24 protein-coding genes are annotated in these 20,604 nt (G+C 59.7%); 13 read left to right on the top strand and 11 right to left on the bottom strand.

Annotated elements, in window-relative coordinates:
• Positions 1-279 precede the first annotated feature (279 nt).
• Positions 280-882 carry an acireductone dioxygenase gene (locus SYN8016DRAFT_RS12280; RefSeq protein ID WP_006854742.1) on the bottom strand — a complete coding sequence of 201 codons (603 nt, stop codon included), beginning with the start codon at positions 880-882 and terminating at the stop codon, positions 280-282.
• A gap of 107 nt (positions 883-989) precedes the next feature.
• Here SYN8016DRAFT_RS12280 and SYN8016DRAFT_RS12275 point away from each other — a divergent pair, with 107 nt between their 5' ends.
• Both SYN8016DRAFT_RS12275 and SYN8016DRAFT_RS12270 read left to right on the top strand, forming a co-directional pair.
• On the top strand, positions 990-1,736 hold the full coding sequence (locus tag SYN8016DRAFT_RS12275) for a precorrin-2 C(20)-methyltransferase (protein ID WP_038014798.1): 747 nt from the start codon (positions 990-992) through the stop codon (positions 1,734-1,736).
• Complete coding sequence (locus SYN8016DRAFT_RS12270; protein ID WP_006854740.1) at positions 1,733-2,359, top strand: DUF4079 domain-containing protein; 627 nt, start codon at positions 1,733-1,735, stop codon at positions 2,357-2,359. Before SYN8016DRAFT_RS12275 ends, SYN8016DRAFT_RS12270 begins: the two co-directional genes overlap by 4 nt.
• Here SYN8016DRAFT_RS12270 and SYN8016DRAFT_RS16060 read toward each other — a convergent pair.
• Genes SYN8016DRAFT_RS16060 through dusB form a run of 4 tightly spaced genes read right to left on the bottom strand, consistent with a single transcriptional unit; the run spans position 2,345 to position 5,351 of the window.
• The gene (locus tag SYN8016DRAFT_RS16060) at positions 2,345-3,361 is read right to left on the bottom strand and encodes a hypothetical protein (RefSeq protein WP_371212449.1); all 1,017 of its coding nucleotides are present in this window, start codon (positions 3,359-3,361) and stop codon (positions 2,345-2,347) included. The genes SYN8016DRAFT_RS12270 and SYN8016DRAFT_RS16060 overlap by 15 nt on opposite strands.
• Positions 3,277-3,600 (bottom strand): glycosyltransferase, encoded by a 324-nt coding sequence (locus SYN8016DRAFT_RS16055; protein ID WP_006854738.1) that lies wholly within the window; start codon positions 3,598-3,600, stop codon positions 3,277-3,279. Before SYN8016DRAFT_RS16055 ends, SYN8016DRAFT_RS16060 begins: the two co-directional genes overlap by 85 nt.
• A gap of 42 nt (positions 3,601-3,642) precedes the next feature.
• Complete coding sequence (locus SYN8016DRAFT_RS16050; RefSeq protein ID WP_006854737.1) at positions 3,643-4,359, bottom strand: glycosyltransferase; 717 nt, start codon at positions 4,357-4,359, stop codon at positions 3,643-3,645.
• Positions 4,356-5,351 carry a tRNA dihydrouridine synthase DusB gene (gene dusB, locus SYN8016DRAFT_RS12260; RefSeq protein ID WP_006854736.1) on the bottom strand — a complete coding sequence of 332 codons (996 nt, stop codon included), beginning with the start codon at positions 5,349-5,351 and terminating at the stop codon, positions 4,356-4,358. Before dusB ends, SYN8016DRAFT_RS16050 begins: the two co-directional genes overlap by 4 nt.
• Positions 5,352-5,509: 158 nt before the next feature.
• Between dusB and SYN8016DRAFT_RS12255 the strand changes: the two genes are divergently transcribed.
• Positions 5,510-5,971, top strand: coding sequence for a DUF1823 family protein (locus tag SYN8016DRAFT_RS12255; protein ID WP_006854735.1), 462 nt, complete (start codon positions 5,510-5,512; stop codon positions 5,969-5,971).
• Between the two features lie 3 nt (positions 5,972-5,974).
• Here the strand turns inward: SYN8016DRAFT_RS12255 and SYN8016DRAFT_RS12250 are convergent, their stop codons facing one another.
• Complete coding sequence (locus tag SYN8016DRAFT_RS12250) at positions 5,975-6,358, bottom strand: L,D-transpeptidase (RefSeq protein WP_006854734.1); 384 nt, start codon at positions 6,356-6,358, stop codon at positions 5,975-5,977.
• A 133-nt stretch (positions 6,359-6,491) separates the two neighbouring features.
• Here SYN8016DRAFT_RS12250 and der point away from each other — a divergent pair, with 133 nt between their 5' ends.
• The 6 genes from der to proC all read left to right on the top strand — a co-directional run bounded on the left by der (position 6,492) and on the right by proC (position 11,260).
• Positions 6,492-7,859, top strand: a complete 1,368-nt coding sequence (der, locus tag SYN8016DRAFT_RS12245; protein WP_006854733.1) for a ribosome biogenesis GTPase Der — start codon at positions 6,492-6,494, stop codon at positions 7,857-7,859.
• A 6-nt stretch (positions 7,860-7,865) separates the two neighbouring features.
• Positions 7,866-8,780, top strand: coding sequence for an energy-coupling factor transporter transmembrane protein EcfT (locus SYN8016DRAFT_RS12240; protein WP_006854732.1), 915 nt, complete (start codon positions 7,866-7,868; stop codon positions 8,778-8,780).
• Between the two features lie 18 nt (positions 8,781-8,798).
• A complete protein-coding gene (locus SYN8016DRAFT_RS12235; protein ID WP_006854731.1) occupies positions 8,799-9,065 on the top strand; it encodes a PipX family protein in 267 nt (88 codons plus the stop codon).
• On the top strand, positions 9,065-9,739 hold the full coding sequence (locus tag SYN8016DRAFT_RS12230; RefSeq protein WP_006854730.1) for a YggS family pyridoxal phosphate-dependent enzyme: 675 nt from the start codon (positions 9,065-9,067) through the stop codon (positions 9,737-9,739). Before SYN8016DRAFT_RS12235 ends, SYN8016DRAFT_RS12230 begins: the two co-directional genes overlap by 1 nt.
• 107 nt (positions 9,740-9,846) lie before the next feature.
• Complete coding sequence (locus tag SYN8016DRAFT_RS12225) at positions 9,847-10,422, top strand: cell division protein SepF (protein ID WP_006854729.1); 576 nt, start codon at positions 9,847-9,849, stop codon at positions 10,420-10,422.
• A gap of 7 nt (positions 10,423-10,429) precedes the next feature.
• Positions 10,430-11,260, top strand: coding sequence for a pyrroline-5-carboxylate reductase (gene proC, locus SYN8016DRAFT_RS12220; RefSeq protein WP_006854728.1), 831 nt, complete (start codon positions 10,430-10,432; stop codon positions 11,258-11,260).
• 7 nt (positions 11,261-11,267) lie between these two features.
• On the opposite strand, the gene SYN8016DRAFT_RS12215 is transcribed toward proC, so the two are convergent.
• Genes SYN8016DRAFT_RS12215 through hpf form a run of 5 tightly spaced genes read right to left on the bottom strand, consistent with a single transcriptional unit; the run spans position 11,268 to position 15,988 of the window.
• Positions 11,268-12,449: a glycosyltransferase family 4 protein gene (locus tag SYN8016DRAFT_RS12215; protein ID WP_038014796.1), complete on the bottom strand. Its 1,182-nt coding sequence runs from the start codon at positions 12,447-12,449 to the stop codon at positions 11,268-11,270.
• A 28-nt stretch (positions 12,450-12,477) separates the two neighbouring features.
• A complete protein-coding gene (locus SYN8016DRAFT_RS12210) occupies positions 12,478-13,896 on the bottom strand; it encodes an MFS transporter (RefSeq protein ID WP_006854726.1) in 1,419 nt (472 codons plus the stop codon).
• A complete protein-coding gene (locus SYN8016DRAFT_RS12205; RefSeq protein ID WP_006854725.1) occupies positions 13,880-14,713 on the bottom strand; it encodes a DNA repair protein RecO in 834 nt (277 codons plus the stop codon). The genes SYN8016DRAFT_RS12210 and SYN8016DRAFT_RS12205 overlap by 17 nt, the downstream gene beginning before the upstream one ends.
• Complete coding sequence (locus tag SYN8016DRAFT_RS12200; protein ID WP_006854724.1) at positions 14,710-15,390, bottom strand: hypothetical protein; 681 nt, start codon at positions 15,388-15,390, stop codon at positions 14,710-14,712. Before SYN8016DRAFT_RS12200 ends, SYN8016DRAFT_RS12205 begins: the two co-directional genes overlap by 4 nt.
• A 22-nt stretch (positions 15,391-15,412) precedes the next feature.
• A complete protein-coding gene (gene hpf / locus SYN8016DRAFT_RS12195) occupies positions 15,413-15,988 on the bottom strand; it encodes a ribosome hibernation-promoting factor, HPF/YfiA family (RefSeq protein WP_006854723.1) in 576 nt (191 codons plus the stop codon).
• Positions 15,989-15,999: 11 nt separating this feature from the next.
• On the opposite strand from hpf, the gene lipB reads away from it, so the two are divergent.
• From lipB to SYN8016DRAFT_RS12175, 4 genes are all read left to right on the top strand, one after another.
• Positions 16,000-16,722 (top strand): lipoyl(octanoyl) transferase LipB, encoded by a 723-nt coding sequence (gene lipB, locus SYN8016DRAFT_RS12190; RefSeq protein WP_038014740.1) that lies wholly within the window; start codon positions 16,000-16,002, stop codon positions 16,720-16,722.
• 21 nt (positions 16,723-16,743) lie between these two features.
• Complete coding sequence (locus SYN8016DRAFT_RS12185; RefSeq protein ID WP_006854721.1) at positions 16,744-18,690, top strand: AMP-binding protein; 1,947 nt, start codon at positions 16,744-16,746, stop codon at positions 18,688-18,690.
• An 83-nt stretch (positions 18,691-18,773) separates the two neighbouring features.
• On the top strand, positions 18,774-19,217 hold the full coding sequence (locus tag SYN8016DRAFT_RS12180) for a YlqD family protein (protein ID WP_006854720.1): 444 nt from the start codon (positions 18,774-18,776) through the stop codon (positions 19,215-19,217).
• A gap of 65 nt (positions 19,218-19,282) precedes the next feature.
• The gene (locus SYN8016DRAFT_RS12175; protein WP_006854719.1) at positions 19,283-20,599 is read left to right on the top strand and encodes a dihydrolipoamide acetyltransferase family protein; all 1,317 of its coding nucleotides are present in this window, start codon (positions 19,283-19,285) and stop codon (positions 20,597-20,599) included.
• The last annotated feature ends 5 nt before the right edge of the window (positions 20,600-20,604 follow it).

The following is a 20,604-nucleotide window of genomic DNA, read 5'->3' as shown; positions in this document are numbered from 1 at the left end:
AGGATTTCTATGGTCGATCTTCTGGAGCATCCAGTTGAATTGCCCCCTTTCGAGGGGCAGACCGTGAACCTACAGCTTGATTTTAAATCTGAATCTCAATCAGTGAAGAGTAAAAGATTCTTTGTGGCTGATTAGTTCTTGTCTGTCAATGACTTGGACATGGCGGCTGCGAGAGCAACACAACCAGCGACGATCAGATAGCCCATGAGATTTGTTTGAAGGCCTAATCATCATTTGTCTTCGAGCTGCTTGCTGACTGTCTCCGATGAGACCGAATCCTCAATCGATCGGTTGGATTGTCTGTTTGCTTGTTTGGGCAAGGCCTGGATAGTGATTGGCAATTGGATCATCGGTGAAGGACGCCGCCCACCCTCCTGATTTTTTGTAAAAACGAATCACGCAGTAGCTCGGGCTCGCGCCCATGTCGAACCAGTGCCGGGTTTCCGCTGGAATGACGATCCAATCATTGGCTTCGCAGGTCAGCTGAAGCACCTCCCCTTTGATATGGAGTGAAAACAGGCCGCGACCCTCTACAAAAAACCGCACTTCATCTTCCGCATGCTGGTGTACGCGCAGAAATGTTTGGCGCAATGGTTCGCTGCTGGGCTGATCTCCACCAACGCGCATCACGTCCACGGTTCCGTATCCATCGCTTTCTTGGACAGAACGGATCAGTGATTGATAGGCCAACAGAATCTGCTCTTGATTGGCCCCTTGTTCAAGCCCTGGCTGGCTTGGCCAGCGTTGAAACTTGATCCCTCGCGTTTTGAGTTCTGCGCTGATCAGGGCGGGATTGCTGGTGCTTAACCGTGGCCGCGCTGCTGAAGCACGGCCTGCAGTCATCCCTGATGCTTGCGTTGCGTAAATCCTCAGCTGCGTCATCAGCGCTGCGTTGCCTGAACCGCACTCCTGTTTAGCCCTGGCGAGTCTCTGGCGTGGCGCCTGTTCCACCGGACACTGTCATTGTTGGGCTGTTGGTTGGGGATCTTGTGCCTCACGCTCTGCAATTGATCGGAGTGGGCCCTGGTGATCCAGAGCTTCTCACCATTGCTGCTGTTCGCGCGATTGAAACCGCCGATGTCGTGGCTTATCCCGTTGCTCGTGCTGATGCTGATGGGATGGCTTGGACCATTGCCTCTCGCTGGACGCGTTCAACGCAACGGCGGCTGCCTCTGGTTTTTCCGATGGTGGCGGAAGCCGAGCCGAGATTGAAGGCTTGGCATCATGCTGCCGATTCGCTCGCGTCTGAGCTGCGACGAGGTCTATCGGTGGTTTTGCTCTGTGAAGGTGATGCCTCGTTGTTTGCTTCGAGCAGTTATGTGCAGCTGGCACTGCGCAAGCAGCATCCTGATCTGAGGGTCAAGTTGATTCCGGGCATTCCGGCGGTTTGTGCTGCAGCAGCTGCTTGCGCAGAGATGGAGATTGATTGGCCTCTCGCCTTGCAGCAAGAGGGGGTGTTGATTCGCCCTTGCCCAGACCGTGTTTCTGATCTGGAGCGATTGCTTGAATCAGCTGAATCGAGCTCGATGGTGCTGGCATTGATCAAGCTGGGTCAGCGATGGCCGTGGGTTCGAACTTGCCTGGACCAACGTCAGCTGCTCGAGGGCTCCCTCTTCGCGCAACGGGTGGGTTGGCCTGATCAGGTCTTGGCGCGGGCAACCGAAATTCCCGCTGAATCGAAGCCTTATTTTTCACTGCTGCTGATTCGGCAGACTTGGCCTGAGGTGTTGCCGTGACGGAAAGCGTTTCGTTTCTCACGTCTTTGAATTGGCTCGGGCTGGTTCACCCCGTTCTGATGATTTTGTTTGTCTATCCGGTGGTGGGTGCCACGATTCGGTTAGGCATCTTGGCCCGGGAACGGCGGCTGGATCTCAATCCGATTGCGCCAACAGTGCCGGTGGAACACGCCGATCACGGTCGTTGGGTGACGGGGGGAATGGTGTTGGCGGTGTTGGTGGCGTTGTTTCACAACGCTTTGGCAGGAGGGATGCAGGCTGATCAGATGTTGGGATTCCTGCTGGCTGTCGTGGGTGCTGCAGCGGCATATGTGGCGTTATTAGGTGCCAAAGGTGTTGTCCCGAAGATGTTGTGGGCAGCAGCCTGTTGGTTCACTCTGATGCTGATTTCCTCTCAGCCAGCGTTGCTCCAGTGGCGCCAGGCCTTCCCCGCAGCGGTTTGGCAGTCGCATCTTTGGGGTGGTTCGGTCTTAATCGCCCTCATGTTGGCTGCGGTGGTGATGCAGGAGCAGATTGCTGGTCGGCTCTGGATGCGACGGCTGCATGTGTCGATGAATGTTGTGGTGGCTTTGTTGCTGGCGACACAGGCGATCACGGGGACGCGTGACTTATGGATGCGTTGAGGCTTGGCGGGCTGGCGGGTGCTGCGGGATCAGGCTTGGGCTGAAGGGGCCGCGTTTGGGCGGTGCGATCAGTCGCCGGAGTAAGGCCAGCAAGGCACGGCCTTCCTGAGGTGCCTGCCGGTCGACCCAGCATCCCGGTCGGCAAAACAGCCAGCGGATCAGGGAATAGCGATCTTGCCGAGCCAAATCTCCCCAGTGGAGAAGGGCTTCTGTGTCGGTTTTGCTGGTCAAGATCACTGGCAATGCCGGCAGCTCTTGGCACCAGCGCAGCTTGGAACTGGCCACCCATGGAAGGGGAGAACGGGAGTAGGCGATCTTGACGCCGCTTTCGCTTAAAGCGGTGATGCAGCAGGGATAACGATGTCCGCCGTCATCTTCAATCCAGGCTTCCATTTGGAGCTTTTGCCATGGGGCGAGGTCCTTCGCGGCAGGGTCCCAACAGGCACGAACCGCCACGATCAAACTGAGCAGATTGATCACGCCCCACACCAGCCCGACCGGCCGACCGGCAAGCACCTGATCTGGTAAGTCGCTGGCGTTGGAGAGCAGCCCCTGGAGATTCACCAGATTGAACAGCACGAGGGCCAACAGCGGCAGCAGCAGTTCCACGCTGGTGCTGCCACGATCACGGCGCTGATGTTTGGGAGTGACGCGAAATCCACCGATACGTCCAATCAGGTTGGACAGCACGGTCATGGTGAGGGGAACGGTGAGTACCCAGCCGGTGAGCTCGCTTAAAAAAGCCGTTCGAGACCCACGGTTTAACCAGCCCAGGCTCAACACTTGCAAGCCCCAGAGCGGTAGGAGCAGGGTCAATGCGGCCTCGCTGTTGAGCAGGATCGGAATGATGCCCAGAAGGCCATAGCTGAGTGGCATCAGCATCAGCACCAGCCTTGGCACGTTGTTGAACCAATGCATCACGCCTTCGAGGTAGGCGATGCGTTGCCCAAGCGATAACCCTTTGGGATGTAAGGGGCCGCTGCGAAGCCGAAGGCTTTGCAAGGTGCCAGAGGCCCAGCGTTGGCGCTGTGCACGAAATCCGCCATGGTTTCGGCCGCCAATCCAGCGCTGAGTTTTTCCTGCAAATAGAGCAGTCGCCAGTGCTGACGGGTGAGGCTGATGCCGGTCACAAAATCCTCAGAGATGGCTTGTTCCACAAAGCCACCGATTTGATCGAGTGCTTTCCGTTTCACCACAAACGACGTGCCTGCACACACCACCGCCCCCCAGCCATCGCGCACCGGTTGGATCCAGCGGTAGAAGCTTTCTTCATCGGACAGAAGCTAACGTTCCATCCCCAGATTGCGCATCACGGGATCCGCGTTGATGAAGGTCTGAGGGGTCTGAATGAGCGCAACCTCGGGTTCAAGCAGAAAGCCAATGCTGCGATCAAGAAAGGTGCGTTGGGGAATGAAGTCGGCGTCGAAGACGGCCACCAGCTCTCCTCGGCAATGGCGCAGACCATGGTTGAGATTGCCGGCCTTGGCATTCACGCGCTCCGGTCGGTGCAGGTAGCGGCACCCGAGCTCGGCAGCGAGGGTTTTCACCTCATGGCGACCGCTGTCGTCGAGCACCCACACCTTGGTGTGGGGATAGGACAAGTTGGTGCAGCCAATCAGGGCTCGTTCGAGCACCTTGATGGGTTGGCCGTAGGTGGGAACCAGGATGTCCACGTGGGGTTTCCAGCCGCTCTCAGCCCAGCGCTGTTGCCGATCGTTGATCTCGAAGCGGCGATCGGGGAATCGTCGCCAAGCCAGCCAGAGCGGGATCAAGCCAATGAGCAGCAGCCAGGCTTCGGCGACCAGGAGCAGCAGGCTGAGGCTGATCGATAAGCGGCTATCAAAGTTGAGGCTGGAGGTGACTCTCCAGGTCAAATAGCGAAGGGTGAACAAGGTGATCAGCAGGATCAGGCTGCGCCGTCCCCAGATCGGGGTGTCTTGTTCAGGGCGACGAATCAACCAGAGCGGCCAGATCAGCAGCAGAAGAACCAGCGCGTTCATTCCATTCGCTGCATCTGTTGATCGAGTAACTCAAGGGCTGCGGCGGGCGTGGGGGCGCGCATCAGCTGCTGCCGAAACTGGGATGCGCCGGGGAAGCCAGTGCAGGTCCAGCTCATGTGTTTCCGCGCAATCAGCAGGCCGTGATCCCCGCGTGCCTCGACGAGGGCCAGGAGTTGCTCTTTGGCGAGGGCTAGACGCGCATGGGCTGTGGGCGTGGCTGGAATCGGCAGCCCACTCAGGGCGGCATCGATTTGGCCCACCAGCCAAGGGGCACCCATGCTTCCGCGTCCCACCATCACGCCATCGGCGCCGGTGATCCGCAGGCAACGCAGCGCTTCTTCTGGGCTGTTGACATCCCCATTCGCGATCACGGGAATACGCAGGGCTGCTTTCACTGAGGCAATCGCGTTCCAATCCGCACTGCCGCTGAAGCGTTGCTCTCGTGTGCGGCCGTGCAGCGTCAGCATTCGCGCCCCTGCATCCTCCAAGCGTCGGCACCAGCTCACGGCGGCCTCCGCCCCCGCGCCGTCGTGTTCACCACACCAGCCGAGGCGAGTTTTTACGGTGACTGGCAGCCCCACGGCGGCCACCACGGTGTCGACAATTTTGCAGGCCAGATCAGGGTCGCGAATCAGCCCGCTGCCACCTCCTTTTCGGGCGATTTTGCGGACAGGACAGCCCATATTGATGTCGATCAGAAAGGCCCCGGCATCGGCCGCTCGCCTGGCTGCATCGGCCATCGCGGCGGGGTGGTGATCAAACAGCTGCACCCCGATGGGGCCGGTTTCGTTTTGCAGGCCATCCATTTTCAGCCGACCGTGCCCCAGCTCAAGGCTGGTGGCATTCACCATCTCGGTGAACAACAGCGCATCGGGAGCCCAGCGGCGCACCAGTTGCCTAAAAATCCGATCGCTGACGCCAGCCAGGGGCGATTGCAGTGCGCGGCATCGAAGTTGTCGCTCTAGAAGTCGACCCTGAATCTTCAGCGGCATGGCCAAAGGCCGAAGATCTGGTCATTCTGCTGGTTTGGCAGCTGGCCAGTCAGCTGGCCCGGCAGCCGGTCAGGATCTGGGCTGGAGCCTTGATCTGACATTTGGGCTTGTCAAGCCAAGGCGATGGGGCGAAGGATGGAGGTCTTCGGTTTGCTCGCATGCCCCCTACGCCTTGGCCGCTTAGCCGCTTGTTGTTGGAGCGAATCCTTGAGGACCGAATCAGTGATCGCTTTGTGGCCGAGCGGATCTGGGAGCGTTTGGGGTATCAGCCACAAGGGGAAGGCCTGGTTTGGCTCGCTGGGCCTGAGACGCCCTCGGCATGGCGAGAGGCCTTCCCCCAGGCCCCTGAAGTGATCAGTGTTCGCCCCGCATCCGTGCAACTCACCCGCTCGATTCCACGCGAGCACAAACAGCTCTTGAAAGAACAGCTGAAGTTTGCCGGGTATCGAATCGGAGAGCTCTACCCACGCCGCACGCGAAGGGCGACGGCGGTGAATTGGCTCTTGGCCTGGCTTGCATCCCGTGAGCAGTTGCTGGCAGAGGAGGGCCCCTTGCCACCCTTGCTGGATGCGCCGCTCAATCCAGTGAGCGGCCATCCGGGTGATCTTCCCGTGCGATGAGCGTTAGGCCTGGATGATCACCTTGGTGCCTTTCGCTGTGTTTTCGAATAGCCAGCGCGCCTGATCGGTGGGCATGCGCACGCAACCGTGGCTTCTTGGGACGCCAAAGGACTGGCCAGCATCTTCTTGCCAGGGGGCGGCATGAAGGCAGATGGCTTCATTAGCGGTGATGCACATGGCGTAAGGCACGCCTGGGGAGACGAAGTTGCGTCCGCGCATCGTGACCGAGCGGTACTTGGTGAGCACAGAGGCATGGCCGGTTGGCGTCGGCGTGGAGGCTTTGCCCGTACTCACGGGAATCACGCGAACGGTCTGTTCTTGCTGATCAAACACTGTGAGGGTCTGATCAGAGAGATCGACCACAAGCGTTGCAATGAGTTCGAGCATGGCTGTGCCGCTGATGTCGCTGTCACAGGCCTAGCTGTGTCGCATGCGTCTCATTCGTCTCTTTCTGAATGATTTCGCATTTCTGTGATGGGTCACCTCTGTACTGTCAAGAAAGTTTTTCTGGGCTCCTGTCTTGGCACGTCCGGTCGTCGCAATCATCGGACGTCCCAACGTCGGCAAGTCCACCTTGGTGAACCGTCTTTGTCGAAGTCGTGAGGCGATCGTTCACGACCAGCCAGGTGTGACCCGAGATCGCACCTATCAAGACGGGTATTGGGGCGATCGAGAATTCAAGGTGGTGGACACCGGCGGCTTGGTGTTCGATGACGACAGTGAGTTTCTTCCTGAGATCCGGGAGCAGGCCGGCCTCGCCCTCGCTGAAGCCAGCGTGGCGTTGGTGATTGTGGATGGTCAGCAGGGACTCACGGCTGCTGATGAATCGATCGCGGAATGGCTGCGTACGCAGCAATGCAAGACGCTGCTGGCGGTGAATAAGTGTGAGTCTCCGGAGCAGGGGTTGGCGATGGCCGCTGAATTTTGGCGCCTCGGTCTTGGCGAACCCCATCCGATTTCGGCCATCCATGGTGCTGGCACCGCCGAGCTTCTCGACCAGGTGCTCACCTTTCTTCCGCCCAAGGATGAGGAGAGCGATGAAGAGGAGCCGATTCAGCTTTCGATCATTGGTCGCCCCAACGTGGGGAAATCCAGCTTGCTCAACGCCATCTGTGGGGAGACGCGGGCGATCGTTAGTCCGATTCGTGGCACCACCCGCGACACGATTGATACCCGTATCGAACGGGAAAATCGTCCCTGGAGATTGATCGACACCGCGGGAATACGCCGGCGTCGAAGCGTGAATTATGGGCCAGAGTTTTTTGGGATCAACCGCAGCTTTAAAGCCATTGAACGCAGTGATGTCTGCGTTTTAGTGATCGATGCTCTCGATGGTGTGACCGAGCAAGATCAGCGCTTGGCGGGACGGATCGAAGAGGACGGTCGCGCTTGCGTGGTGGTGGTGAACAAGTGGGATGCGGTGGAAAAAGACAGCCACACGATGACGGCGATGGAAAAGGAGCTTCGCGCCAAGCTCTACTTTCTCGATTGGGCTCCGATGCTGTTCACCTCAGCGCTTACGGGGCAGCGGGTTGACAGCATTTTTGCCTTGGCGGCTCTTGCTGTGGAACAACACCGCCGCAGGGTAAGCACATCGGTTGTGAACGAAGTGCTCAAGGAAGCCCTCAGCTGGCGGAGTCCCCCCACCACCCGTGGTGGCCGGCAGGGCCGGTTGTATTACGGCACCCAGGTGGCGAGTCGTCCGCCCAGTTTCACGTTGTTTGTGAATGAGCCCAAGTTGTTTGGCGATACCTATCGCCGCTACGTCGAGCGTCAAATTCGTGAAGGGCTCGGCTTTGATGGCACGCCGGTGAAGCTGTTCTGGCGAGGCAAGCAACAACGGGATGCAGAAAAGGAGCTGGTCCGCCAGCAGAACCGCCAAGGCTGATCCTCCATGGACTGGTTGCGACAGATTCCGATCGGGCAGTACGTCGATGGCAGCGCGGGTTGGCTGCGTCTGATCGATCCGCGTTTGAAGCTGGGTTGGGTCGTGATGTTTTTGCTGACCCCTGTGCTGGCCGGTCCGTTATGGCGTCTCGGGCTTGTGCTGGCTTTGATGGTGATCACCGCCTTGAGTGGCTTGCCCGCCAGGTTGTGGTGGCGCTCTCTCCTGCTTGTGGTGTGTCTTGGGGTTGGCTTTGGCCTCCTGGCGATGTTTTTGCCAACGGGAGATCCTGCGGCCACGCAGGCCATTCGGCCTGTTCAGGAGTTGCAGGGTTTGTCCTTGCAGGCGCCAAGTTGGGAGTTGTTTCGCCTGGGTCCTGTTCAGCTTGGACCGCTGAACCTGGGCCCCCTGTCTGTGGACCGGCGTTCGGCTGAGCTCGGTCTCAACAGCGCAACGTTGATTGTCACCGTGGTGCACAGCGTGAATTTGATGCTGCTGTCCACCCCCAGCGAAGATCTGATGTGGGCCCTGAATTGGTGTCTATTCCCGCTGACCAGGCTCGGTTTGCCAGTGGATCGTCTGTGCTTTCAGTTGCTGTTGGCGCTCCGTTTTTTGCCTCTCGTGCAAGAGGAACTGCAGAATTTGGTGCGCTCGGTGGCGAGTCGAGCGGTCAATCTTCGTCAGCTGGGCTTCAAGGCTTCCTTTGGATTGCTCCTTTCTGTGGGAGAACGACTTCTCGCCAATATCTTGTTGCGGGCTGAACAAGGTGCAGATGCCTTGATTGCCAGGGGAGGGCGTTGGCTTCCTGCGGACTGCTTCCGCCCTGTTCAGAACCCATCTGCCCTCACCCGTGGTTTGAACTTGCTGTCATTTGTGCTCCTTCTCGCGGTGGTGGGATTGCGAGGCAAGTACGGTGCTCTCTAAATCTTGACGGACTCAGTTGTGGGAGCGGAGCGTTACCTCAATCACCCCACCTTCGGAATGCTCTATCAGGTTTCGACCGCTGGAGAAGGCCGAGATCTGTACGCCACTCTTTATGCCCAGCGCATGTTCTTCCTGGTGACGCTGCAACCCAGAGGGGCTCAGTTTGAGGTGATTCCGTATCAGGACGCCCGGCATCATGCAGAGCTTCACCTCGCGCGCTGTCGACGTGATCGCTCCTCCGATTTCGCCGATTGGAAGCAGCTGTTCGATCAAACCTTCATTTGATGGCGTCCAGCAGCACAGAATCTCAGACGATTCAGGCGCGTTGGCAGGCGATTCACGCTGATTGTCCAGCCGCCGTGCATTTGCTGGCTGTCAGCAAAGGCCACCCGGCCATGGCGGTGCGTGAGCTTGCCGACTTGGGGCAAGTGGACTTTGGGGAGAGCAGGGTGCAGGAGGCACTCCCCAAACAACAAAACTTGGCAGACCTCAGCGGCTTGCGTTGGCATTTCATTGGACGTTTGCAGGCCAACAAAGTTCGGGCTGTCGTGCGGGCCTTCCCTGTGATTCATTCCATCGACTCTCAGGCCCTCGCAGAGCGCACCTCCAGGATTGCCTTAGAGGAAAAAAAGAGTCCCGAGGTTTTTTTTCAGGTCAAACTTCGCGACGACCCGGCGAAGGGTGGCTGGGAGCCGGATAGCTTGCGGGAGGTTTGGCCAGAGCTGCAGTCACTGCCGGGCTTGAAACCCATCGGGCTGATGACCATGGCCCCCCTTGGCCTGGGGCCTGAAGAGCGTCAGAGCCTCTTTCATGAGTGCAGAACCCTCGCGGATGAGCTGGCTCTGCCCGAATGCTCGATGGGGATGAGCGGCGACTGGAAGCAGGCTGCGAAAGCTGGTGCCACCTGGGTTCGCGTGGGATCTGGATTGTTTGGCCCGCGGCCTGAACGCTTGGTTTGACCCCCACTGAGCTACGGAGTCTGTTGTGAAGATGAGCAAATGGTCCAGTCACTCTTGCTCACAACTCTGTAGAGCGCTATTCAGGGTCAAGGTTTGATTGGTTTCCGGTGTCGCTGATTTCTCGTCTTCGTGCGGTCGTTGCGGGTGATGATTACCTCGATGGTGATTATGACGATCTCGATTACGACACTGGCGAACAGGACGAAATCGAGGAAGGTCCTTCTCACTCCATGACGAGTGCTCTGGCAACGCTTGATTCGAGCAATCCTTTTGAAAGTGAGCAATCTTTCACTGGATCCAATGTGATCGGCATGCCTGGTATCAGTACCGGTACCGCTGAAGTTTCCTTGATGGAACCTCGCAGTTTTGATGAAATGCCTGGAGCGATCCAAGCCCTGCGTGAGCGCAAAACGGTGATCCTCAATCTCACGATGATGGAGCCAGATCAAGCGCAACGCGCAGTGGACTTCGTGGCTGGTGGAACCTTCGCTATTGATGGCCATCAAGAACGGGTTGGCGAAAGCATTTTTCTGTTCGCGCCGAGCTGCGTGACCGTCACGAACGCCACCCAGGACGAAGCCTCCGTTCCAACCCACGTTTCCAAGGACGTCGAGCAAGCTTCTTCTGAGGCCAGCATCGCTCCAACTCCCGCCTGGAGTGCCACAAGCGCTACCGCACTTTGAGACCTCAGTGCCCTTTGCCTTTGGTGTGATCGGTCTGGGCCGGATGGCTCAGGCCCTCGTGATTCCCCTGATTGAACAGGAACTCATTCCTGCTGATCAGGTGATTGCGGTTGTTGGTCGTCAGGATTCTGTGGCAACGGTGTCTCAGCGCGTTCCTTCTGGCGTGAAGATCGTTGCGGCCGCTGATCCTGCTGCAACAGATGCTTGGGGGGCATCGGTTCAGCTTTTGGCCGTCAAGCCCCAGATGCTCGATGCAGTCGCTGCGTCAGCGCCCCCGCGATCAGCCATGCCTGAGTCGGGTTCAAGCCTTTTGATCTCCGTGCTGGCTGGGATTCCCTTGGCACGGCTCCAGGATTTGTTTCCTGGCCGGGTTTGTGTGCGTGCCGTACCCAATACCCCCTGCCTGGTGGGACAGGGACTCACGGGTTTGGCCTGGGGGGATGGCGTCTCTGATCAGGAGAAGCGGCAAGTGCGTTCCTTTTTTGAACCTGTCAGTGAGGTTCTCGAGCTTCCTGAAGAACGGCTTGATGCTTTTCTTGCGCTCACCTCCTCTGGCCCTGCCTATGTGGCCTTAATGGCGGAAGCGATGGCCGATGGTGCTGTTGCCGTGGGCATGCCTCGGGCTCAGGCCCATCATTTGGCCCACCGAACCCTCGCTGGAACCGCCGCCTTATTGCATGAGCAACAGCTTCACCCCGCTGCGCTCAAAGACATGGTGGCCTCTCCGGGTGGCACCACCATGGCGGCGTTGCGTCAGCTTGAAAAAGCGGGGTTGCGCTCGGCCTTGATTGAAGCCGTGATCGCTGCTACGCAGCATGGTCGGGGGATGGCTAACTAACCCTGGCTTAAGCGGCTACAGGGTTCTCGGCGATCAGGGTGTCGTAAAGCGCTTCCAGAGCATCGATATTCGACACCATCCGGTAGCGCTCCATGACCCGCTCACGCGCTCGCCGCCCTAGCTCCTGGGTGAGCAGAGGTTGATCACGGAGAACAGGCAGCAAGGTGCGGAGCTGGGTGGTGACCCCCTGCGTGCTGAGCACGATGCCGGCTCCACCCGCCAGCACTTCTCCATCCGCTCCAGCGTCCGTGGCGACGCAGGCGCATTGGCAGGCCATGGCTTCGAGAAGGGCAATGGAGAGCCCCTCCACCAGGGATGGGAGCACGAACACCTCAGCGCATTGGAGCAGGGCAATGCGGGTATTGAGATTGGCTTCGTAGCCCCACCACAGCAGATCCCCGATCCCGTTGCCGTAGACGTTTTGCAGGGTGCTGCGCAGGGGGCCGTCCCCAACGATCACGAGCCTGCAGCCGGCTGGCTTGACCAGTCGCCAAGCCCGCAACAACGCTTCCACATTTTTCTCGGTTGCGATCCGTCCCATGTACAGAAAAATGCGCTGATCACCAAGGCGAGAGCGCACGGTATGCAGTTCCTTGCTGATCGAGACGGGATGGCTCGGGGCGGGAGACCAGCGCTCGGGATCGACGCCATTGGGGATGACGGCAAGGCGCGTTTCGTGGACCCCTAAACGGTTCAGCACTTCCGCCTGAAGATCGGAAAAGACGATCACCCGGTCGTAGCGGGAGAGAGCAGGTGCGTAGAGCTGGTAGCTGAGCTGTTGCGTGCCCGCTGTGAGGTTGCGCAAGCCCGCATCAAAGGGGGGATGAAAGGTGGCGACCAGCGGAATCCCTAAGGGTTGGCAAAGCTCCGGAAGCCTGAAGTCGAGGGGGGAGAGGGTGAGGCTGGCGTGCACGACATCGGGCTGCAACCTCTTCAAGGACTCACGCAACTCCCTCTGGGCCCTAGGGGAGGGGATTGTGTACACCTGAGACTTCACCAGGTAGGGCAGGCTCACATCCGGGTCGTGGGCCAGCAACGACGTGTTGCTACTGCCGGGGGCGCCAGGGTTATCGAAATGAATGAAGCTGGTTTGATGGCCGCGTTTCTTCAGGGCCTCTGTCGTGCTCAGCCCGTAGGTGACATTGCCGCAGAACGGAGTTTTTTTGCCGAGCCAGGCAATGTGAGCCACTGGCACCGTTTCAAAGCCGAGTCTGAAGTTAGCAGCGCTCCCAAGGGCGCTCCCATAGAGCGGCAGCGAGAGACAGGGCCGCAAGCACCCAGAGCACCGGGATCAAGCCAATGCTGCTCACCAGGGCACCGGCCAGAACCAGGGGCAGGCTGAGAGCAATGTTGATCAGGTTGTTTTGTAGCCCAAAGACCCGACCCCGCTGCGATTCAGGGGTGTCCTCTTGAATGGTGGTCTGAGCCGGAATCGCAACGAGAGCGGCACCAATGCCCAAGACGCCGCACAACAGCAGGGTGGTGCTGAGATTTCCGCGCAGTTGGCCAAGCATGATCAGGCACCAGGTGATCGTGCCCAGTCCGGCCGCGGCGAGGCGACGACGGCTGAAGCGATGGCCCATTTGGGCCACCAGCACCGCGCCAATGGCCATCCCGAGTCCGCTCATCGCCAGCAGGGTGCCGAAGCCTGTTGGCCCTAACCCTTGGATGGCAGACGCCAGGCTGATCGCCAGCACATACAGCGCGGCTAGGAGGCTGTAGAGCACCACGAGATGCACCATCGCTCCACGGACAGATGACTGCTCTCGAAGCACCTGAATGCCTGCCACGATTTCTTTCCAGACCGATTCGCTGCTGTCCTTTCGCGGCGGTTCGCGCATCTGGATGGTGCTCAGGCTGATGGCTGCCATCCCATAACAGAACGGAAGCAGCAGAAATTCGCCGCCGTTGATGCCCACCGTTTGAAGCAGGTGGTTGAGTCCTCGCAGGATTGGATCGCCTAGGGCAAAGCCCACGATCGTGGCCCCCATGCTTGTGGCTTGATACAGGGAGTTGGCGGCCAGCAGGTGTTCTCTGGGCACCAGCAGTGGGATCGAGGCTTGCTCAGCGGGGGCGAAAAACTGGGTGAGAACCGATTCAAGAAAGGTCATCACCAACAGGGCCCAATATCCCCAGCTCAGCCCAAACCAGTGCGGCCCAGGGATCAGGAACAGAGGAGTGCACAGCACAAGCAGCGCCCTTAGGCCATTGGAGGCCACCATCACCCTGCGTTTGGGCCAGCGGTCGACCCACACCCCCGCCACGGATCCGAGCACCATCGCTGGGATGGTGTTGGCCACATAGATGCCGGTAGCCAGCAAGGTGATCCGTTGGGCTCGCGTTTCGAAATCCATGCGAATCGCAGAGGCGATTTCAGCAAGGGCGCCATTGCTATCCGGCGTGTTGGTCACCCAGTACTGGGCAATCAAATACACCATCAACACGATGTAGAACTTGTCCGCAAGTTGGGAGAAGATCTGGCCGACCCAGAGGCGTCGGAAGCCATCGAAATGGATCACGGCCTGAAGGCCGCGGCGACCTTCGGGATTGGCGCTCGTGGGCAGGGCCGGGTCCGGACTATTTAGGGAGGGGCCGCTCAAAATGTGTTCATTCGCCGGATCATGATCGCCCACCACTGGCCGTAGCGTGAACAGCCTCTTTCACCATGGCAAAGGAGCGTACGGGCCTTGGGAGATGCACGCGGCACCAGCACTCCAAAAGGGTAAAAAGTCTGAGCCAAACGGTTCTGGGTCCCATCAAGCCGCCGTCTTGGCGTTCCGGCAGTTCAAGCCGCGTTAAGCGCTGAAGCAGGGCTAGTTCGGAGGGGTTGATCTGGATGGCTGCTCCAGCTTGCGCACCGATGGCCAGACCTTCGTCCGCCAGCAGGCTGCAGCGCCAGTCCCAATTCCCGATCGGTGGAGAGAGGGCGGCTCCAGTGCGGCAACACGTTTGCAGAGGCAGGCCGTAGCCGCCTAGTGCGAGCAGGTGAACGCAGGCCTGAACAAGCGTTGCCAGGGTTCGATCTACACGCTCGCCCTCAGCGCTTTCACGTTGAGCTTCACCCTGATTCCTCGCCAGCAGCTCGAGACGCTCGAGATGCATCAAGACCACACTGAGCATTCCGGGTACGGGATCATCTCCAGCGACCAACGAGATCGAAAGCTCAGACAGAGCCTGGGCGGCTGTGAGCGTTTCCAATCGTTGGCCCACGTTGCCGAAATTGTGTTGCACCCGCAGTTGGCGCACCCGAAGCAGGCCGCTGCGTCCTCCCACCTGCAGCTCCAGGGTGGTGAGGGGAACCGCTGCCGCCAGGCTGCTGCGAGGTTTACGCGCCCCTGGAACGGCCAGGCGAATCAGGCCGACGTCATCGCTGAGCAGGGTGAGCAGCCTGTCGTGCTCTCCGAGGGGGCCCACCTTTAAGGCCAATCCTTCGATTCGCCGTTCCGGGCTCATTGCGGATGCCGGAGAGCCTGAATCAACGCTGGGCCATGGCTGGTTCCCAGGGCTGTGGCGCCCTCTTCCACAAGATCCAGGGCCGTTTCCAACCGTTGAATGCCCCCGGCCGCCTTGATGGCGCAATTCCCCCTGGCAAGTTCCTTGAGCTTGCGCACTTGCAGCGGAGTGGTGGCCGCTCCAAATCCGTTGCCTGCTTGCAGGCACGCAGCACCGGCATCGATGGCGGCTTCGACAGCCAAGCTCAGCCGCTCTGGCGGCAAGCGGTTGACATCCAAAATCACCGTGACCGGTAAGCCGAGATCGCAAATTTTTGCAAGTTCTTCCGCATAGGCCTCCGCCCGCCCCGCTGTGATGGCAGCGAGGTTTGGCACCACATCAAGGGCATCCGCTCCCCTGGCTGCGGCCCATTCCGCCTGCGCCCGTTTGAGCTCCGCTGGAATCGTTCCGAAGGGGAAGTCCACAACGGCGAACAGGCGAAGACGACCGCTTGGTCCAATGCGATTTCGGACCGCTTCCAGGTGGCAGAGGCTGGTGCAGAGCCCCCCGAAGCCCAGCAACCTTCCCGCATCGCAAAGGTTGTGCAGGGCCTCCTCGTCCAAGAGTGGATCTAAAACGGCTTGATGGATCAAGGGCGGGAGCTCAGGAAGCTCCCGCTGACGCGGCGACGCGGTCATCGTTGTGGGGCAAGCACTGGCCTTAATTCCGCGCTTGGATTACGCCAAAACCACCGTGATTGCGGTGATAAATCACCTGGAGCTCACCGCTTTCTTTGTCTCGGAAGAGGTAAAAGTCGTGGTCGATCATCTCGAGTTGATGGCGTGCCTCTTCGAGACTCATCGCTGGCATCGCGAAATATTTGCGCCGAATGCCTGGGCTTGGGAGCTGCGCTTCTTTCCCTTCGAGCAGGGAGTCTTCCGTGGGACGTTCCGTGAGCAGGACGTCATTCGCCGCCGTAGGGGTGGTGCGATGGCCATGGTCGCTGTGGCGTTCCTTGAACCGTCGCAGCTGGCGCGCCAGCTTGCTCGCGACCAGATCGATGCTGGCGTAAAGGTTTTCGCTTCTCTCCTGGGCGCGGATCACCGTGCCGTTGGCAAACACGGTGACTTCAGCGGTTTGTTGCGGCACCCGGGGGTTTCTGGCGACGGATAGGTGCACATCTGCTTCCTTGACGAGGTCGTCGAAGTGATGGATGGCCCGTTCCAGTTTTGTTTCGGTGTATTCCCGCAGTGCGGGCGTCACATCCAAATTGCGACCATGGATCAGAAGCTTCATGGCGGTCCCCTTTGCCTGGTTCTACCGGCAACCTACTAACTGCCCCAGACGCAGGAAACCGGTCTGCGGCATTTCTTTTTGAGCCGGTTGCGCCCGTGCCGTTTCTCCAGGCCTGGGAGTGGCAACGACTCTGGCAGCAGCGATTGCTTGCTGCGGAAGGCTCAGACAGAGAAGCGGTGTGGATTCTTCAACATCCGCCTTGCTTCACCCTTGGTCGGGGAGCGACGGAGGATCACTTGCGCTTTGAGCCAGACCATCCGCCAGCGCCCCTGCATCGCATCGATCGTGGCGGGGAGGTCACCCATCACGCTCCAGGGCAGTTGGTGGTCTATCCGGTGTTGGACCTGCGCCGGCGTGAACCCGATCTGCATTGGTACATGCATCAGCTCGAACAGGTGGTGATCGATGTGTTGGCGGCATTGGGCTTGACGGGGCAACGCATCTCAGGCCTCACGGGGGTTTGGCTTGAGGGGCGAAAGGTGGCGGCCATCGGGGTGGGATGTCGTCGCTGGATCACGCAGCACGGCCTTGCTTTCAACGTGTCGTGCGGCATGGAAGGGTTTGCACAGGTTGTGCCCTGTGGCATTTCCGATCGTCCGGTGGATCGTTTGCAGCATTGGATTCCTGGCATCACCCCTGCGGTCGTGCAGCCACTGCTGCGGGATGCACTGGCCCAGCGTCTGTCCCTCAGCTGGTGCGACCTTGCTGGTCTTGATTCTGGGTGGTACTCCTAGGCGCAAGCTGAAAACAACGTTGTGGGTTCGTTTGCACAGGCCAGCTGGCGACCAACGCCTTGGGAGTTGAAATCACTCGCCCGTCAGCAGCATGTGCAAGGCCTGGGGCGCGTGGATCAACTTTGGCCCTGGCTTGAGCAACGCCATGGAGCGCTGTTGGCTGTGGATGCTCCCCATGCCGCCCATCCGGAGCATTTCACCTACGCGGAGTTGTCGCAACGGATTGCAACGGCAGCAGCAGGGTTTCGTTCCTTGGGGATTCGTGAGGGCGATGTGGTGGGACTGTTTGCCGAAAACAGTCCTCGCTGGCTGATGGCTGATCAGGGTTTGATGCGCGCTGGTGCGGCCGATGCGGTGCGTGGCGCCTCGGCTCCTGTCGAGGAGCTGCGCTACATCCTCGAAGACGCCAAGGCCGTGGCTTTGGTGGTTCAAAACGCGGACCTATGGCAACGGCTGCAATTGCCTGATCAGCTGCGCAGCCAGCTGCGCTTTGTGCTGCAGCTCGAGGGCGATGCTGTGGATCCAGACGTGATCACTTGGGCTGATCTTTTGGCGGCTGGAGCCGGGCAACAGGCACCGGATCCAGACGCTGGCCGAGATGCCGCCAGCGCTGCAAGCACAACAGCCACCATCCTCTACACCTCTGGAACCACCGGTCAGCCCAAGGGCGTTCCGCTCACTCACGCCAACCTGCTGCATCAGATGCGCAGCTTGAGTTGCGTCGCTCGCCCAGAGCCCGGAGCTCCCGTTCTCAGCGTGTTGCCGATCTGGCATGCCTATGAACGCAGTGCGGAGTATTACTTCTTTTCCTGCGCCTGTTCGCAGAGCTACACCACGATCAAACAGCTCAAACGTGATCTCCCCAGGGTGAAGCCTGTGGTGATGGTCACGGTGCCGCGTCTTTGGGAGGCGGTGCAAGCCGGGTTTGAGGATGTCCTCAAAACATTTCCTGCCTCCAGGCAGCGCCTGCTGCGCGCGGCGCTCGCCAATAGCAGTGCCTATTGCTTGGCCCGGCGTCAGCGTCGCAACCTGATGCTGATGCCCCTGGGTCGCCGTCAGCGCATGATGGCGCGCTTGAAATCTGCCGGACGCTGGCCCGCCCATGCGCTGGCATCCAAGCTGATCTGGCCAAAGCTGAGGTTGCAGCTCAGTGGTGGTCAGCTGCGCTTCCCCATCAATGGAGGAGGAGCGATCGCTCCTCATGTGGATTCCTTTTTTGAGGCGGTGGGGATTGAGTTGTTGGTGGGCTATGGCCTCACTGAAACCAGCCCGGTCGTGAGTTGCCGGCGTCCATGGCGCAACATTCGCGGAAGTTCAGGCCAGCCCTTGCCGGATACGGAGTTCCGGATCGTGGATGCTGAGACGCGTCAGCCGCTCGGGTTTCGTGAATGTGGTGTTGTTTTGGTGCGCGGCCCCCAGGTGATGGCTGGCTATCTGCGTCGTCCAGAGGCCACAGCAAAAGTGCTCGATGCCGATGGCTGGTTTGATACCGGTGATCTGGGCATGCTCTTGCCCGATGGTTCGGTGGTCCTGACGGGGCGTGCCAAGGACACGATCGTGCTCAGCAGCGGTGAAAACATTGAGCCGGCACCTTTGGAGGAGGAGCTGGTTTCAAGCCCCTTGATTGAACAGGTGATGCTTGTTGGTCAAGATCAACGCCAGCTGGCGGCCTTGGTTGTGCCGCGCCTCGAAGCGATGTTGGCCTGGGGGGCAGAGCAGGGTCTCCGTTTGCCGGCTGATCTTGGGGGGACTCCAGGCGATCAAGACTTGCGGCGTCTGCTGCGTGGGGAACTGAATCGTCTGCTGAGTTTGCGGGTTGGAGCCCGCTCGGATGAACGGGTGATGGGTGTGGTTTTGGTGGCGCCATTCACGATTGAAAACGGCTTGCTCACGCAGACCTTGAAGCAGCGTCGCGATCGGATCAGCGGGCGTGACCGGGAGTCGATTAACGCTCTTTACGGAAGCTGAATAGATGCTGATACCTGCATCCCCTGATTTGGGTTGACCTGCAGCCACTGGACTGGGACCCTTGGCTCCACGTCATTAATTTTATGTCGGACGGCAACACCCTCACGATTAAGCGCTCGATCACCATTCGTGCGGTGGTGACTCCCTCATGGAAGGAGGAGGCTGAGCGCGAGTTGAGCAATGGCATCGCCACCACGGATCAGCAGCTTGCCCAGCTGGAGCAAGAGGGACAGCAAGTGGTGGACGAAGTGCGTCGTCAAAGTGCGAATCCGCTCGACCCCCGCGTGCAGGATCAGGTGGCACAGGTGCAGCAGCAGGTGGCAGCCAAGCGCTCAGAGCTCGAGGAACAAAAGCGAAACCTGCTGCAACAACAGGCTCAAGTTCGTGAGCTAGAGCTGGATCAGATCGTTGAACAGGGTCAACTCGATAGCTTTTGCGACGTCAAAGTTGGCGATAATTTGGTCAGCAAGATGCAGGTCTCTCTCGTAGTGCGCGATGGCGTGATCGAGTCGATCGATCAGGGCTGACCCGGGCCGTAAAATCTGTCTGATTAGCTCTTCTGGAGACGGTTTTGGCAACCCACGACATTTTCATGCCTGCCCTCAGCTCCACCATGACGGAGGGCAAAATCGTGGAGTGGCTCAAACAGCCCGGAGACAAGGTGGCCCGAGGCGAATCCGTTCTCGTTGTTGAGTCAGACAAAGCCGATATGGATGTGGAGTCCTTTCAGGAGGGCTACCTGGCTGCCGTGTTGATGCCTGCGGGAAGCACGGCCCCCGTGGGGGAAACGATCGGCTTGATCGTTGAGACGGAAGCAGAGATTGCGGACGCCAAGGCCAAAGCCCCCACCGCAGCCCCTTCAGCATCCCCAGCGTCTGCGCCAACCGCCCCAGCCGCTGCGGCACCTCCTGCTCCGGCACCTCCTGCGGCACCCGTTGCCCCAGCGCCCGTGGCGGCTCCCGCTCCCATCTCAGCTCCCGTGGCAGCACCCGCGAGCAATGGACGCTTGATCGTGAGTCCTCGGGCGCGCAAGCTGGCCTCCCAAATGGGCGTGGACCTTGCCGGTCTGCGCGGCACTGGCCCCAATGGTCGTATTCAGGCGGAAGACGTTGAAAAGGCGGCCGGGCGTCCGGTGACCCCACCAAGAGTGGGAGAGGGCACGTCAGCCGCTGTTGTGGCTGGTGCCACGGGCGCCGCTTCACCGTCGGCTCCCGCGGGGAACAGTTTTGGGGCCCCGGGCGACACCGTGGCCTTCAATACCCTTCAGGCGGCCGTGAACCGCAACATGGAAGCCAGCTTGGCGGTGCCCTGTTTCCGCGTTGGATACACGATCACCACCGACAAGCTCGATGCGTTTTACAAGCAGGTGAAGCCCAAGGGCGTCACGATGACGGCGCTTCTGGCCAAAGCCGTGGCCGTGACCTTGGCACGGCATCCGCAGGTGAATGCCGCCACCACGGCCTCTGGCATGAGCTATCCGGCTGAGGTGAATGTGGCTGTTGCCGTGGCGATGGAAGACGGCGGATTGATTACGCCTGTGTTGCGCAATGCCGATCGCACCGATCTGTATGAGTTGTCGCGTCAGTGGGGGGATCTTGTAAAGCGGTCCCGCAGCAAGCAGCTTCAGCCGGAGGAATACAGCACCGGCACCTTCACCCTCTCCAATCTGGGAATGTTTGGAGTGGATCGCTTTGATGCCATCCTGCCCCCTGGCACCGGCGCGATCCTGGCTGTTGCGGCATCTCGTCCCACCGTGGTGGCAGGCAAAGACGGCTCCATCGCTGTGAAGCGTCAGATGCAGGTGAACCTCACTGCTGATCACCGGGTGATTTATGGCGCTGACGGTGCTGCCTTCCTCAAGGATCTGGCGGAGCTCATCGATACGCGTCCGGAGAGTTTGGCTCTGTAAGCCGC

Source organism: Synechococcus sp. WH 8016 (assembly GCF_000230675.1).
Lineage (GTDB): Bacteria > Cyanobacteriota > Cyanobacteriia > PCC-6307 > Cyanobiaceae > Synechococcus_C.
This window is presented reverse-complemented; position numbering and strand designations above follow the sequence as displayed.